The organism is Candidatus Neomarinimicrobiota bacterium, assembly GCA_021157965.1.
Classification (GTDB): Bacteria; Fidelibacterota; Fidelibacteria; order Fidelibacterales; family Fidelibacteraceae; genus Fidelibacter.
In genome coordinates this window covers 1-14,645 of the sequence record JAGGVO010000002.1, presented here as the reverse complement: position 1 = coordinate 14,645, position 14,645 = coordinate 1, and the positions used below count along the sequence as shown (strand labels likewise).

The window sequence follows — 14,645 nt, the reverse complement described above, 5'->3', positions numbered from 1 at the left end:
GCTCCTCCCGCCTTCGCCAAAACATACGTGATGGCGGCCGTCAGCGTCGTCTTACCGTGATCCACGTGACCGATCGTTCCGATGTTCACATGCGGCTTCGTTCTTTCAAATTTCTTCTTTGCCATGAGAAAAACTCCTAAATTTTTCCATGAATACGTTCTAAAATCTTCTCCTGGACAGAGGCGGGAACAGGATCATAGTGATCAAACTGCATAGTAAAAACCGCCCGTCCCTGGGTGATAGACCTCAAGTCAGTTGCGTAACCAAACATTTCCGCCAGGGGTACATAGCCTGACAGGACCTGAGCGTCGTTTCGCGGTGTCATTCCTTTGATCTGACCGCGCCGGGATGTCAGGTCACCCATTACATCCCCTAAATATTCATCCGGCACAATGATTTCCACCGCCATCATGGGTTCCAGAATAATGGGACCCGCTTTTTTGGCGGCTTCCTGTGCGGCCATGGAACCCGCAACTTTGAAAGCCATTTCCGATGAATCCACCTCGTGGTAAGAACCATAAGTCAATTCAACTTTGATATCTTCCAGAGGATATCCTGCAAGAATGCCATTTTGCAATGCTCCCCGGATACCTTTATCGACAGACGGGATATACTCTTTGGGAATCACCCCGCCGACAATTTTATTTACAAACTCGTAGCCTTTTCCTTTTTCATTGGGGGACATAGTAATCACCACATGTCCATATTGACCTTTACCACCTGTCTGGCGGACAAATTTCTTATCCACTTCCACGGTTTTGGTAATGGTCTCTTTATAGGCCACCTGAGGTCTGCCCACCTGGGCATTGACTTTAAATTCACGTTTCAGTCGGTCTACAATAATCTCAAGGTGAAGTTCACCCATGCCCCAAACAATGGTCTGTCCCGTTTCTTCATCGGATTGAATCTGAAAGGTGGGATCTTCATCAGCCAGTTTTAAAAGTCCTTTAAACAACGCATCCTGATCCGCTTTGCTTGCCGGTTCGATGGAAACATTAATCACAGGGTCCGGGAAAACCATTTCTTCCAGGATCACGGGTTTATCCTTATCACAAAGGGTATGACCTGTCCGGGTATCTTTCAGCCCGACAACGGCTACGATATCCCCTGCGGTGGCCTGGTTCACATCTTCCCGTTTGTTGGCATGCATCCGGAGAATTCTGCCAAAGCGTTCCCGTTTTCCGCTCAGGGGATTCAGGGCATATTCGCCTGTAGCAATTTTCCCGGAATAAATGCGGACATACGTCAGTTTCCCTACATAGGGATCCGTCATGATTTTAAAAGCAAGAGCAGAAAAAGGAGCATCCGTATCGGGAGTCCGTATAATTTCCTTTTCGGTTTTCGGATGGATTCCCTTAATCGGCGGAACATCCAAGGGAGAAGGCAAATAGTCGACGACAGAATTCAAAAGGACCTGCACTCCCTTGTTTTTAAAAGCAGATCCCACAATCACGGGAGTAATATCGCCTTTGATCGTCCCTTCACGGATTGCCGATTTAATTTCTTCCGTACTCAGTGTTTCGCCTTCCAGATATTTTTCAAGGAGCTCATCATTGTAAGCGGCCACCTCTTCAATGAGGTGATGGCGATACTCTTCCACCCGGTCAAACATATCCTTGGGGATTTCACCGTACTCAAATTCGGCCCCGAGCGTGGACTCATTGTACAGAATAGACCGCATGTGGATCAGATCCACAATACCCGTAAACATTTCACCGGAGCCGATGGGCAGAAAAACCGGCAGAGGATTAGCTCCCAGGCGTTTCCGGATCATATCGATAACATAATAGAAATCGGCACCTGTCCGGTCCATTTTATTAATGAAGGCTATGCGGGGGACTTTATATTTATCTGCCTGGCGCCAGACCGTTTCAGACTGGGGTTCCACCCCGCCGACGCCACAAAAGATGGCAATCGCCCCATCCAGAACCCGGAGGGAGCGTTCCACTTCAGCAGTAAAATCCACGTGTCCCGGCGTATCGATGATATTAATATCATGTCCCTGCCAGGAACAACGTGTCGCGGCAGATGTAATGGTAATGCCTCGTTCCTTTTCCTGCTCCATCCAGTCCATTGTGGCAGTCCCTTCGTGGACTTCGCCCAATTTGTGAGACCGGCCGGTATAATAAATAATGCGCTCCGTCGTTGTGGTTTTACCCGCATCGATGTGAGCCATAATACCGATATTTCTGAGCTTTTTCAGGTCTGCTTTACCCATGGGTTCCTTTACGCTTTACCGAAAGTGGGCAAAAGCCCGGTTAGCTTCCGCCATTTTGTGGGTATCTTCCCGTTTTTTCACGGAGCTGCCCTCACCCTGGGATGCGGCAAGGAGTTCGGCGGCAAGTTTCGTCGCCATGCTATCCCCGGACCGGGCACCGGAAAATTTAATAATCCAGCGCATTGCCAGGGCGTAGCGGCGATTATGGCGGACTTCAACAGGCACCTGATAGGTTGCACCACCGATCCGTTTGGATTTAACTTCCAAAACCGGTGCCACATTATCCAGCGCCTTCTGGAATGTTTCCAGTCCCTTGCCCTTTGTTTTTTCATCCAATATATCCAGTGCGTCGTATAAAATAGACTCGGCTACACCCTTCTTTCCCCGTTCCATCAGGTTGTTGATAAACTTGGCAACCGTCGCTGAATGGTACTTAGGATCGGGGAGAATCTCTCTTTTTTGCGGTTTGTTTCGTCTTGACATTGAAATCGTTCCTTATTTCGGCTTCTTGGCACCATAGCGTGAACGGCTATTTTTCCGGTCCGATACTCCGGCCGTATCCAAAGTCCCCCTCACAATATGGTAGCGAACACCCGGTAAATCCTTTACACGACCTCCTTCAATCAACACCAGTGAGTGTTCCTGAAGATTGTGTCCCTCGCCGGGAATATAGGCCGTAACTTCAATACCCGTCGTCAAACGGACACGGGCCACTTTGCGTAATGCTGAGTTCGGTTTCTTGGGCGTGGTTGTATAAACACGGGTACACACACCGCGCTTCTGGGGATTTCCCTGAAGAGCGGGGACCTTATTTTTTTTGATAACCTTTTTCCTGCCCTTTTTCACCAATTGATTGATCGTTGGCATACTTTCTCCAATTTTTGTCAAGCCTGATAATGTAATATCCCTGCTTTTTATAAGCAATGGGATTTATTCTATAAGCAGGTCTTCATCATCATAGACCTGAGCATCTGCAAAGAACTCCAGATCATCCACTTCCGTAAATTCCGGCTCACGGACTTTCAGATTTTCGTAACGGGACTGTCCTGTCCCGGCAGGAATCAACCGGCCCATGATAATGTTTTCTTTCAAGCCCTTCAGATAATCCACTTTTCCAGCCACCGCGGCATCTGTCAGTACCCGGGTTGTTTCCTGGAATGAAGCGGCAGAGATCCAGCTTTCCGTATTCAATGATGCACGGGTAATACCCAGGAGTAGTGGTTCAAATGTTGCCGGAATAGCAGGTTTAAACTCTGCAGGTTTCTTTCCGGCGGATTTGTGGCGCACATTGTCTTCTTCCACAATATCCTGGGGATACAGGCTGTTAGTCTTCAGGGCGGTGTCACCGGAATCAGTGATGCGTACCATGTTCATGATTTTTTCATTTTCTTCCAACACCACCTGTTTAGATATCCGGTCTCCCTTCAGAAAATCCGTATCACCGGGATCACTGATTTCCACCTTCTGCAGCATCTGACGGACAATCACTTCTATATGTTTGTCATTGATTCGTACACCCTGCAGACGGTATACGTGCTGAATTTCGTTCACCAGGTATTTTTGGACTTCATAAACACCATTAATCTTCAGGATTTTCTTTGGCGGGATCGCCCCGTCACAGATGGGATTTCCTGCGTGAATATAATCGCCGTCGTGGACCAGAATATGTTTTCCCGGCGGAATTTTGTATGTGTACAGTTCTCCCAGATCATTCCGGACGCGGACTGTTTGAATACCCTTGGAAAGGCGGTCAAACTGGACATAGCCGTTCACCTCACTCACAATGGCTTCATTGGAGGGGTTCCGTGCTTCAAAAAGTTCGGAAACTCTGGGAAGACCGCCGGTAATATCGTTGCTCCGGGCCGTCTCTTTCGAGCGTTTCGCCATCGTCTCACCCTGAAGAACCTTCTGGCCGTCTTTTACCAGAAGTGAGGATGATTCAGGCAGGTTGATTGCCTTTCCGATGGGATTTCCTTCCTCATCAACAATGAGAATCCGGGCTGTTTTGTCACGGTCCTTTGAGGCAACAATCTGCCACTCTTTAAAACCGGAGGTATCCGAAACTTCATCATAGGTCACACCGGGTACCAGATCGATGAGTTTCACATACCCATTATAACGTGATACGATATGATCGTTATACACATCCCAGTCATAGAGGATCGTGGATTTTTCAACCTGTTGACCATCGTTGACATAGATTTTCGCACCCTGGGGAACCGTATATGAAATGAGTTCACGGTTATTGTTATCAATGATACTCATCTTGCCGTTCCGGACCAGGACAACCCTGTATTTCTGTTTTGTGGTTTCATCCACAAACTCATTTTCAGAAACATGCAGGTTTTCAGAATAGGAGACCTGACCTTCATACCTGGCAGGCTGGTGTGATTCTTCAATCACATGGCTGGCCGTACCACCGATATGGAAGGTTCTCAGGGTCAGCTGTGTTCCGGGTTCACCAATAGACTGAGCTGCAACGATACCTACAGCTTCTCCCTGGTTGACCAGGGTATTGGTAGCGAGATTGCGGCCATAGCATTTGGCACATACCCCCTTCTTGGCTTCACAGGTCAGCACGGAACGGATCATCACGGATTCCACATTGCTCTCATCCACTGCCCGTGCTTTGACTTCGTCGATCAGTTCTCCGGCCTTCACAAGGAGTTTATCATTTACCGGATCAATAATATCATCCAAAGCCACACGTCCCAGAATTCTTTCGGACAGGGGTTCGATCACCCGATCGCCGTCTTTAATGGGAACGACTTCAATACCGTTGATGCTGCCACAATCTTCTTCACTGATGACCACATCCTGGGCCACATCCACCAGGCGGCGTGTTAAATATCCGGCATCAGCTGTTTTTAATGCCGTATCCGAAAGACCTTTACGGGCACCGTGGGTAGAAATAAAGTATTCAAGAACCGTCAATCCTTCCTTAAAGTTTGACGTAATAGGTGTTTCAATAATTTCCCCCACTCCACCGGTCATGGATTTCTGCGGTTTGTTCATCAATCCGCGCATACCCGCAAGCTGTTTCATCTGGTCCTTTGAACCCCGGGCACCGGAATCAGACATCATATAGATGGGATTAAAACCTTCCCGGTCATTCTGGAGGATTCGGTTCATGGATGCCTGAACAAGGTCTGTCGTCCTGGACCAGGCGTCGATAACCTTGTTATACCGTTCATTCTCGGTAAGAACACCCTTATTCCGCTTTTGGTTAATAGTATCCACCTGAGTCTGTGTTTTATTGATAATCTTAAATTTATCATCAGGAATAAGAACATCGCTCAGACCAATGGATACACCGGACATGGTTGCCAATTCAAAGCCAAGGTCTTTCAGTTTATCCAGGAAACGGACGGTTTCATGGAGACCGACCCGCCGGTTTGCTTCGGCAATAATGTATTCCAGGCGTTTTTTAGTAATCAATTCATTGAAATAGGGCATTCCTTCAGGAATGATGGCATTGAACTGAATCCGGCCAACGGTCGTATCAATCAGTTTGCCGTCTTTCAGGAGTTTAACCTTAGCATGGAGGGTTACCCTTTTGTTGTCAAATGCCAGCAAGGCTTCATCATAGGAAGAAAACACCATTCCTTCACCGGGCTGGTTGGATTTGGCACGGGTAATATAATAGGTCCCGAGAACCATATCCTGAGAAGGCACCGAAATGGGATTTCCATGGGCCGGGTGAAGAATGTTATTACTTGCCAGCATGAGCATGCGGCATTCAATTTGGGCCTCAAAGGAAAGAGGTACATGGACGGCCATCTGGTCGCCGTCGAAGTCGGCATTGAATGCGGCACAGACCAGGGGATGTACCCGGATGGCCTTCCCATCCACCAGGACAGGCTGAAAAGCCTGAATACCCAGACGGTGCAGTGTAGGTGCACGGTTGAGCAATACGGGATGATCTTTCACCACATATTCCAAAAGTTCCATCACTTCCGGACTTCGCCGTTCCACCATACTTTTTGCCGTTTTGGGGGTCGTGGCTTTGCCGCGGACCAGAAGTTCATGCACCAGATGGGGTTTAAAAAGTTCTGTAGCCATCAGTTTGGGCAAACCACATTCATGAATTTTCAGTTCGGGCCCCACAACAATAACGGAACGCCCCGAATAATCCACTCGTTTACCCAACAGATTCTGACGGAAACGGCCTTCTTTTCCATTTAGCATATCGCTGAGGGATTTCAGCGGCCGGCGGGTACCGGAACGGACTGCCGTTCTCCGGCGGCTGTTATCAAACAAGCTGTCCACCGCTTCCTGAAGCATACGCTTTTCATTTCTCAGGATCACATCGGGCGCTTTAATATCAATCAACTGTTTCAGCCGGTTATTCCGGATGATAACCCTTCGGTACAAATCATTCAGATCCGATGCAGCAAAACGGCCGCCCTCCAGAGGGACAAGAGGACGAAGTTCAGGTGGAATGACCGGCAGAACTTTCAAAATCATGTATTCCGGCCTGTTGACCGGCGGTTCGTCACCTTCCGATTCAAACGCTTTCAGAATTTTCAGACGCTTGACAATGTCTGTCTGGTCAGAGACGGATGTGCTTTTTTTCAAATCACTTTTCAGTGTCTGAATCAGCTTGGGAACGTCCAGATCCACAAGAATATCATAGAGAGCTTCAGCACCGGTTTTCGCAATGAAGAGTTCTTCTTCAGGAATCTTTTCTTCGGCTTCCTCACCATATTTATACAAAAGATCGAGATAGGTATCCTCATCAATCAGTTCCATCGGTTCGACGGGACGGGTTTTACCGTTTTCCGTCTCAATGACAGCCTTACCCGGCTGAATGACGATGTAGGATTCATAATAGATAACCTGTTCAATGTTCTTGGCAGACATCCCAAGCACATTTGCCAGTTTGGAGGGGATGGATTTCAGATACCAGATATGGGCCACGGGAACAGCCAGGGTAATGTGCCCCATCCGTTCACGGCGTACCTTTTTCCGGGTTACTTCCACCCCGCACCGGTCACATACAATCCCTTTGTACCGGATCCGTTTATATTTTCCGCAATGACATTCCCAATCTTTTACCGGACCGAAAATCTTTTCACAGAAGAGACCGTCTTTTTCCGGTTTATAAGACCGATAATTGATTGTTTCGGGTTTGAGAATTTCCCCTCTTGACTTACTCAGGATAGACTCGGGAGAGGAGAGTCTCAGGCGGATTTTACTAAAATCCTTTTTTGTATCTTGCGAAGCATTGAATTTCACACTCAAGGTGAATTCCTCCTTTGTTAAAAGTGGATCTTACAGCAGATCCACTTCCAGGCCCAGTCCCTGAAGTTCTTTCAGCAACACGTTAAATGATTCCGGCATACCGTAATCGGGGAGGTTTTCCCCTTTGACGATGGCATTATAAACACGGGATCTGCCATCCACATCATCGGATTTAACGGTGAGAACTTCTTGTAAAGTATAAGCGGCACCGTATGCTTCAAGGGCCCAGACTTCCATTTCACCGAAACGCTGTCCGCCGAACTGGGCTTTACCACCCAATGGCTGCTGCGTAATCAATGAATAGGGACCGGTTGATCTTGCATGCATTTTATCTTCAATCATGTGAGCCAGCTTCATCATGTAAATCTGTCCCACAGCAACTGTATCGTAGATTTTTTCACCGGTTCTTCCATCGTACAATTCGCTCTTGCCATTCTCCGGCAAACCGGCCTTCTTCAATTCTTCCTGCACATCACTATAACGGGCTCCGTCAAAAACCGGTGTTTCATAATAGATACCCAGTTCTTTGCCGGCCCAGCCCAGCATGGTTTCGTACAACTGTCCAAGGTTCATACGAGAAGGCACACCCAGGGGATTCAGAACGATATCCACAGGGGTTCCGTCCGGCAGATAGGGCATATCCTCTTCGGGCACGATAATGGAAACAACACCCTTATTTCCGTGCCGGCCGGCCATCTTATCTCCTACCTGGATTTTCCGTTTGCTGGCGATATAAACCTTGGCCAACTGGAGCACACCCGGTTGAAGGTCGTCACCGGCTTTAACCTTGAACTTTTCATTATCGATTTCGTATTGAATATTCTGCTGGACATCCTGGTAATTCCGTATCAGTCTCAACACTTTCTGGTATTGTTTGTCATCCTTGATCCAGGGTTTATCCAGATTCACACGTCGGAAATCCATATTTTCAAAGATATCGGCATTCCATTCGCGGCCTTCAGCCACAATGGCATTCCCACCTTTATCGTAGATACCGGTGCAGGCATGTCCCTCAAGGAGTGCCAGGAGCTTCCGGGTTAACTTACCTTTAAGAGCTGCCAGACGGCGTCTCAATTCTTCATCAAGTTTTTCGATTTTTATTTTTTCATCCCTGCGGGATTCTTTCCCTTTACGGACAAAGAGACGGGTATCAATGACCACACCGGATGTCCCCGGCGCAGCCCGTTTGGATGCATCCTTCACATCCCCGGCTTTTTCACCGAAGATTGCCCGGAGCAGTTTCTCTTCCGGTGTGGGATCCGTTTCTCCCTTGGGAGTAACTTTACCAATCAGAATATCCCCGGATTTCACTTGGGCGCCTACTCGGATAATACCGTTTTCCTCAATATTCTTTGTGGCTTCTTCCGAGACATTGGGGATTTCGCGTGTCAGTTCTTCGCTTCCCCGTTTGGTTTCCCGGACTTCCAATTCCACTTCCTTCACGTGGACAGATGTGAAGATATCCTCTTTCACCATCCGTTCACTGAGGACAATGGCATCCTCAAAATTATAGCCGCGCCAGGGCATAAAAGCCACCAGGACATTCCGGCCCAGGGCCAGTTCTCCTTTATTGGTGGAAGTACCGTCAGCAAGGGGTTGCCCTTTTTTCACTACCTGATTTTTCCTGACAATCGGCCGCTGATTGATCGCCGTATCCTGGTTGGTCCTCTGGTATTTTTTCAGATGGTAGACATAACGACCCTCATTTTCATCGAGGGATACGGAAGCATCGAATCCTTCCAGGGGCCTGAGAATAATTTTATTGGCATCCACATATTCAATAACACCATCCGTATCCGCCACAACAATCGCCCGGCTGTCTGCTGCAATAATACCTTCCATACCCGTTCCCACAATGGGGGTACTGGGAGTGAGCAGTGGTACAGACTGGCGCTGCATATTACTCCCCATAAGAGCACGGTTGGCGTCATCATGTTCCAGAAAAGGAATCAAACTGGCAGCGGCACTGACAATCTGAATCGGTGCCACGTCCATGTAATTCACTTTTTCCGGTGCAACGGCAGGATAATCGGCACCTTTCCGGCACTTTACCACGTCCAGGGCAAAGGAATTATCCTTATTAAGAAGAGCATTTGCCTGGGCAATCACACTTCTGTCTTCATCATCAGCAGACAGATATTCAATTTCTTTTGTCACATAAACTTTTCCATCCTTGACACGTGTTTTCCGGTAGGGTGTTTCAATAAAGCCCAGGCGGTTAACAACGGCATAGGAAGCCAGTGAAGAAATCAGACCAATATTAGGTCCTTCCGGGGTTTCGATGGGACACAGGCGTCCGTAGTGAGTGTAATGCACGTCCCGGACCTCAAAACCGGCTCGTTCACGGGTCAGCCCTCCCGGCCCCAGAGCAGATAAACGACGCTTGTGTGTCAGCTCAGCCAGAGGATTGGTCTGGTCCATAAACTGGGACATTTGAGAAGTACCGAAAAAGGTGTTAATCACCGATGTGATAATCCGGCTGTTCACCAATTCCTGAGGTGTCAGGTTTTCAGCCCGGTGGATATTCATCCGGTCCCGGATTGTCCGTGACATTCGGGTAAAGGCAATGGAAAACTGGTTGGCAAGCTGTTCGCCAACGGTTCTCACACGCCGGTTCCCCAGATGGTCGATATCATCAGAAAGCTTATCTCCGCGACGCATTTTGATCAGGTGTTGAACAATGTAGATAAAATCATCGGGGGTAATGACTGTATTGTCAAGGGGGACATTCATATTGAACTTTTTGTTCATCCGATAGCGTCCCACTTTACCCAGGTCATATTTTTTCGGACTGAAAAAGAGTTTTTCCACAAATTTCTGGGCGGTTTCCAGATTCGGCGGATCTCCGTTCCTCAGGTTCCGGTATAGATAGAAAAGGGCGTCTTCCTGATTCGGCCCTCCTTCAGTCAGTCGTTCCGGATCCATTTTATCCTTTTCTCGGCGGATGGAATTGGCCAGAAGTTTCAGGTCAATTTCCTTATTGGGATCAACCACATCAATTTTTTTAACACCGGCTTCTTTCAGCATTTTAACATGTGAAGCTTCAAGAACGACACGGTCGTCTTCAGAGACTCCGGCCGCCAGGATAACTTCTCCTGTATCGGGATTCAAAATGCTTTGAACCAGGGTCATCCCAATAATTTTATTTGATACATTAACTTCTTTCAACACGTCGAACTGTTTCAGTATATCATAATCGGAATCAAAGCCAACAGCGCGGAGGAGTATGGACACAGGGAATTTTTTCCGCCTGTCAATGGTGACATAAATCGCATCGAAAATATCTGTTGTTATATCGACCCAGGAGCCTCTGAAAGGGATAATACGGGCATTATAGAGGATAGAACCATTGGGATGGCGTGCATCATTAAAGAAAACACCGGGAGAGCGTTGAAGCTGACTGACAATAACACGTTCAGCTCCGTTGATAATGAAAGTGCCCCGGTTAGTCATAAAGGGAATATTGCCCAGAAAAACTTCCTGTTCAATACTCTCGGAGTATACTCCGGGTTCAGCATCTTCTTCGGCGATTTTTAAAATTAATTTTGCCTTTAAGGGGGCAGCATAGGAGATACCCCTTTCCAGACATTCTTTTTCGGAATAGCGTGGTTTCCCTATTGAGTAGCTTACATAATCCAGTGCAAAGGTATTATGGGAATCCTCAATGGGAAAAATCGTTCTGAAGGCCTGTTCCAGGCCAATATTCTCCCGTTCTTCGGTTTTTTTATCCAACTGCAAAAATTCATTAAATGAATCGAGCTGAATGCTCAGCAGATCGGGGATATCCAAAACCCTTGAAATGCGGGAGAAAGATTTCCGCTGTATAAGTCCTGACAGATTTCTCAAAAGAAATCCTCCCTCATATTATTTCATAAAAAGAAATAAAGAGCCATCAGCATGTGAAGATGGCCCGTAAGTACTTCTTTTAATGGCTTTATAGCTGCCATCTTGACTGTTATTTCAGTTCTACAGTTGCACCAGCCTCTTCAAGCTGTTTCTTTACCTTTTCAGCTTCTTCTTTTGGCAATGCTTCTTTGATGGTGCTGGGAACACCTTCGACCAGTTCTTTGGCTTCTTTCAGGCCAAGAGATGTAATCTGGCGAACTTCTTTGATCACATTGATCTTTTTGTCGCCAAAGCTGGTCATTATCACATCAAATTCGGTTTTTTCCTCGGCCTCTTCAGCAGCGGCAGCAGCACCGGGTGCAGCAGCAACAGCAACAGGGGCAGCAGCAGTTACGCCGAATTTTTCCTCAATTTCTTTAATCAGTTCGGAAATTTCCAGCATATTGGCGTTTTCAAGGTATCCCAACACATCGGCACGTGTAACTTCGGCCATGACTTTCGTCCTCCTTATCTCACTCTATTGTTTTTTTTCTTTCAAAGCATTCAACGCACCAAGCAGGTTACGCATCGGTGCCTGCAGAACCCCGAGGACCTGTTGCATCGGATAGGAAATTCCGCTGAGGAATTTACCGAGCAGGATTTCCCGGCTTGGCAATTCTGCTATTTCATTGACTTTTTCCGCATTTAAGAATTTACCTTCAAATAAAATCGCTTTTACATCAGGCTTTCCCAGTTCCTTGACCTCTTTTTTAAAAGCGGTCAGGACCTTAGCAGGAACAACCGGATCATCTTTCCCGTAAACCAAGGCTGTGGAACCGATAAGAAAATCTTTTTTATCCACATCGTACCCGGCATTTTTCAGGGCGAGTTTAATCAGGGTGTTTTTAACAACCTGCATTTTAACGTTTTGTTCAAACATTTTTGAACGCAGATTGTTGACTTGTTCCACATTCAGGCCGAGATAGTCTGCAAAATAAACGGCTTTCGAGGCATTTATTTCTTCAGTGACTTTCTCGACGAGATTTACTTTTACAGGGGTAGGCATAGTTTCATCTCCTAAGCTAAGGCTGTCTGCTTTTCGATTTTAATTCCGGGTCCCTGTGTGGATGTAAGAGTAATCTTCCGCAGGTACTGGCCTTTCGCTCCCTGGGGCCGGAGTTTGACAAGTGTAGTAACCATTGCCTTCACATTTTCCACAAGCTTTGTTTCCTCAAAAGAAACCTTACCTACAGCCACGTGAATAATTCCATACCTGTCCACACGAAAACTGATTTTACCCGACTTACTATCCGCAACAGCCTGAGCAATGTCCTGAGTCACGGTCCCGGTCTTGGGGTTGGGCATGAGTCCGTGGGGACCCAGTACGCGGCCCAGTTTACCGATATGACGCATGACATCAGGGGTTGCAATCACTACGTCGAAATCGAGCCATCCGTTCTGGACTTTCTGAACATACTCTTCAAGTCCGACATAATCCGCACCGGCATCCAGGGCTTCTTTCACTTTTTCTCCCTGGGCAAAAACGAGTACACGGACCTTCTTTCCGGTTCCGTGAGGCAGAATCACCGTCCCACGGACCATTTGATCGGCGTATTTCGGTTCCACACCCAGGTTAATGCTCAGTTCGACGGATTCGTCAAATTTAGCAGAAGCGATTTTTTTCAGGAGCTGAACGCCCTCGTCCAGAGGGTACTCATGTTCCCTGTCTATTTGTTTTATCAGTTCAAGATATCGCCGACTATGTTTCATGATATCACTCTGCCTCCTTTATCCTTCAACCTGCAGGCCCATACTTCTGGCAGTTCCGGCGATCATTTCCATGGCCGCCTCCACCGTATGAGCATTCAGGTCCTGCATCTTCAATTCAGCGATCTCCTGAAGATCTTTCCGGGTAATTTTCCCGACTTTCACTTTGTTCGATTCGGGAGATCCCTTTTGGATCTTTGCTGCTTTTTTTAGCAATACTGCCGCAGGAGGGGTTTTGGTAATAAACGTAAAGGACCGGTCTCCATATACTGTAATGACAACCGGTATAATTAAGCCCATTTTATCAGAAGTTTTGGCATTATATGCTTTACAAAACTCCATGATATTCACCCCGTGCTGTCCCAAAGCCGGACCGACCGGTGGTGAGGGATTTGCTTGTCCTGCAGGGAGTTGCAATTTGATGACAGCTGCTATTTTCTTTGCCATGCGTTACAACCTATTTTTCTCGTTCAACTTGTAAATAGTCCAGTTCAACCGGCGTGGATCTGCCGAAGATACTGACCATAATTTTCAATTTTTTCTTTTCTTCATTGATTTCCTGGACCACCCCGGTAAAATCCATAAAGGGACCGTCCACAATCTTAACGGGATCGCCAACGGAAAAGGGTGTTGCGATCACTTCGCGTCCATCTTTCTTTTCCACTTCGCCCTGTATGCGTCGGACCTCATTTTCTGTCAGGGCCTGGGGACGCCCTTTGGGCCCGACAAAACTGATAACACCGGATACATTTTCTATAAAGTATTTCGTCTCTCTTGTGAGTTCCATCTTGATCATAATGTATCCGGGATAGAAAACTTTCACCCGGGAACGTTTTTTCCCTTCGCGCATTTCGACCACATTTTCCGTCGGAACCAGGACTTCCTCGATATATTCCCTGAGTTTTCGGGCTTCTGCCTCGTACAGGATACGATCAGCCACTTGTCTTTCTTTACCGGAAAATGCTTTTATTGTGTACCACTTCATATCTGTTACTTGTTTTTAATACATAAGCGCATTGACTGATTGAGAGAGGATAAAATCGACGACAAAAAGGAACACAACAAGAATAATGGAAAAAACAATAACCACCTTGGTGGAACCCTTAAGCTCTTCAAAAGTCGGCCATGTTACCTTCTTCATCTCAAATTGGACACTTGCCAGGAAATCACGTATTTTTTTGATCATCTTTTATTTCCTCTCTTCTTCGCAGGTCCGGAGGGATTCGAACCCCCAACTTGCGGTTTTGGAGACCGCTGCTCTGCCAGTTGAACTACGGACCTGTCCGATCAAATTACCGGGTTTCTTTATGCACCGTATGCGTCTGACACCAGGGACAGTACTTTTTGTATTCTACACGTTGAGGATGTTTTCGTTTGTTCTTCGTCATTGTGTAGTTTCTACGTTTGCATTCGCTGCATGCCAGGATAATTTTATCACGCATGGTCGGTCCTCAAAGGGTTATTTATTCAATAATGTCCGTCACAACGCCGGCACCCACGGTCCGTCCGCCTTCACGGATGGCAAACCGAAGTTCTTTTTCCATGGCGATGGGGACGATCAGTTCCACCGTAAAGGTGATCTTGTCACCCG

General features: G+C 47.1%; 14 protein-coding genes and 1 tRNA gene. All 15 read right to left on the bottom strand.

The window, feature by feature from the left end:
• Positions 1–125 (bottom strand): elongation factor Tu (gene tuf, locus J7K63_00155; protein ID MCD6233439.1); only part of this gene is annotated, 125 nt, incomplete at its 3' end.
• Positions 126–136: 11 nt separating this feature from the next.
• Positions 137–2,218 (bottom strand): elongation factor G, encoded by a 2,082-nt coding sequence (gene fusA / locus J7K63_00150; protein ID MCD6233438.1) that lies wholly within the window; start codon positions 2,216–2,218, stop codon positions 137–139.
• Between the two features lie 15 nt (positions 2,219–2,233).
• Positions 2,234–2,701 (bottom strand): 30S ribosomal protein S7, encoded by a 468-nt coding sequence (gene rpsG / locus J7K63_00145; protein ID MCD6233437.1) that lies wholly within the window; start codon positions 2,699–2,701, stop codon positions 2,234–2,236.
• A gap of 12 nt (positions 2,702–2,713) precedes the next feature.
• On the bottom strand, positions 2,714–3,085 hold the full coding sequence (locus tag J7K63_00140) for a 30S ribosomal protein S12 (protein ID MCD6233436.1): 372 nt from the start codon (positions 3,083–3,085) through the stop codon (positions 2,714–2,716).
• A gap of 63 nt (positions 3,086–3,148) precedes the next feature.
• Positions 3,149–7,456, bottom strand: a complete 4,308-nt coding sequence (rpoC, locus tag J7K63_00135) for a DNA-directed RNA polymerase subunit beta' (GenBank protein MCD6233435.1) — start codon at positions 7,454–7,456, stop codon at positions 3,149–3,151.
• A gap of 36 nt (positions 7,457–7,492) precedes the next feature.
• On the bottom strand, positions 7,493–11,299 hold the full coding sequence (rpoB, locus tag J7K63_00130; GenBank protein MCD6233434.1) for a DNA-directed RNA polymerase subunit beta: 3,807 nt from the start codon (positions 11,297–11,299) through the stop codon (positions 7,493–7,495).
• A gap of 118 nt (positions 11,300–11,417) precedes the next feature.
• Positions 11,418–11,801 (bottom strand): 50S ribosomal protein L7/L12, encoded by a 384-nt coding sequence (rplL, locus tag J7K63_00125; protein ID MCD6233433.1) that lies wholly within the window; start codon positions 11,799–11,801, stop codon positions 11,418–11,420.
• Positions 11,802–11,825: 24 nt separating this feature from the next.
• A complete protein-coding gene (locus J7K63_00120) occupies positions 11,826–12,353 on the bottom strand; it encodes a 50S ribosomal protein L10 (protein ID MCD6233432.1) in 528 nt (175 codons plus the stop codon).
• 11 nt (positions 12,354–12,364) lie between these two features.
• Positions 12,365–13,060: a 50S ribosomal protein L1 gene (locus tag J7K63_00115; protein MCD6233431.1), complete on the bottom strand. Its 696-nt coding sequence runs from the start codon at positions 13,058–13,060 to the stop codon at positions 12,365–12,367.
• A gap of 15 nt (positions 13,061–13,075) precedes the next feature.
• Positions 13,076–13,501 (bottom strand): 50S ribosomal protein L11, encoded by a 426-nt coding sequence (gene rplK, locus J7K63_00110; protein MCD6233430.1) that lies wholly within the window; start codon positions 13,499–13,501, stop codon positions 13,076–13,078.
• A 10-nt stretch (positions 13,502–13,511) separates the two neighbouring features.
• On the bottom strand, positions 13,512–14,039 hold the full coding sequence (nusG, locus tag J7K63_00105; protein ID MCD6233429.1) for a transcription termination/antitermination factor NusG: 528 nt from the start codon (positions 14,037–14,039) through the stop codon (positions 13,512–13,514).
• A gap of 15 nt (positions 14,040–14,054) precedes the next feature.
• Positions 14,055–14,240 carry a preprotein translocase subunit SecE gene (gene secE / locus J7K63_00100; GenBank protein MCD6233428.1) on the bottom strand — a complete coding sequence of 62 codons (186 nt, stop codon included), beginning with the start codon at positions 14,238–14,240 and terminating at the stop codon, positions 14,055–14,057.
• Positions 14,241–14,262: 22 nt separating this feature from the next.
• Positions 14,263–14,335, bottom strand: a tRNA-Trp gene (locus J7K63_00095).
• 11 nt (positions 14,336–14,346) lie between these two features.
• On the bottom strand, positions 14,347–14,496 hold the full coding sequence (gene rpmG, locus J7K63_00090) for a 50S ribosomal protein L33 (GenBank protein MCD6233427.1): 150 nt from the start codon (positions 14,494–14,496) through the stop codon (positions 14,347–14,349).
• Between the two features lie 21 nt (positions 14,497–14,517).
• A partial coding sequence (tuf, locus tag J7K63_00085) for an elongation factor Tu (GenBank protein ID MCD6233426.1) occupies positions 14,518–14,645 on the bottom strand: 128 nt, incomplete at its 5' end.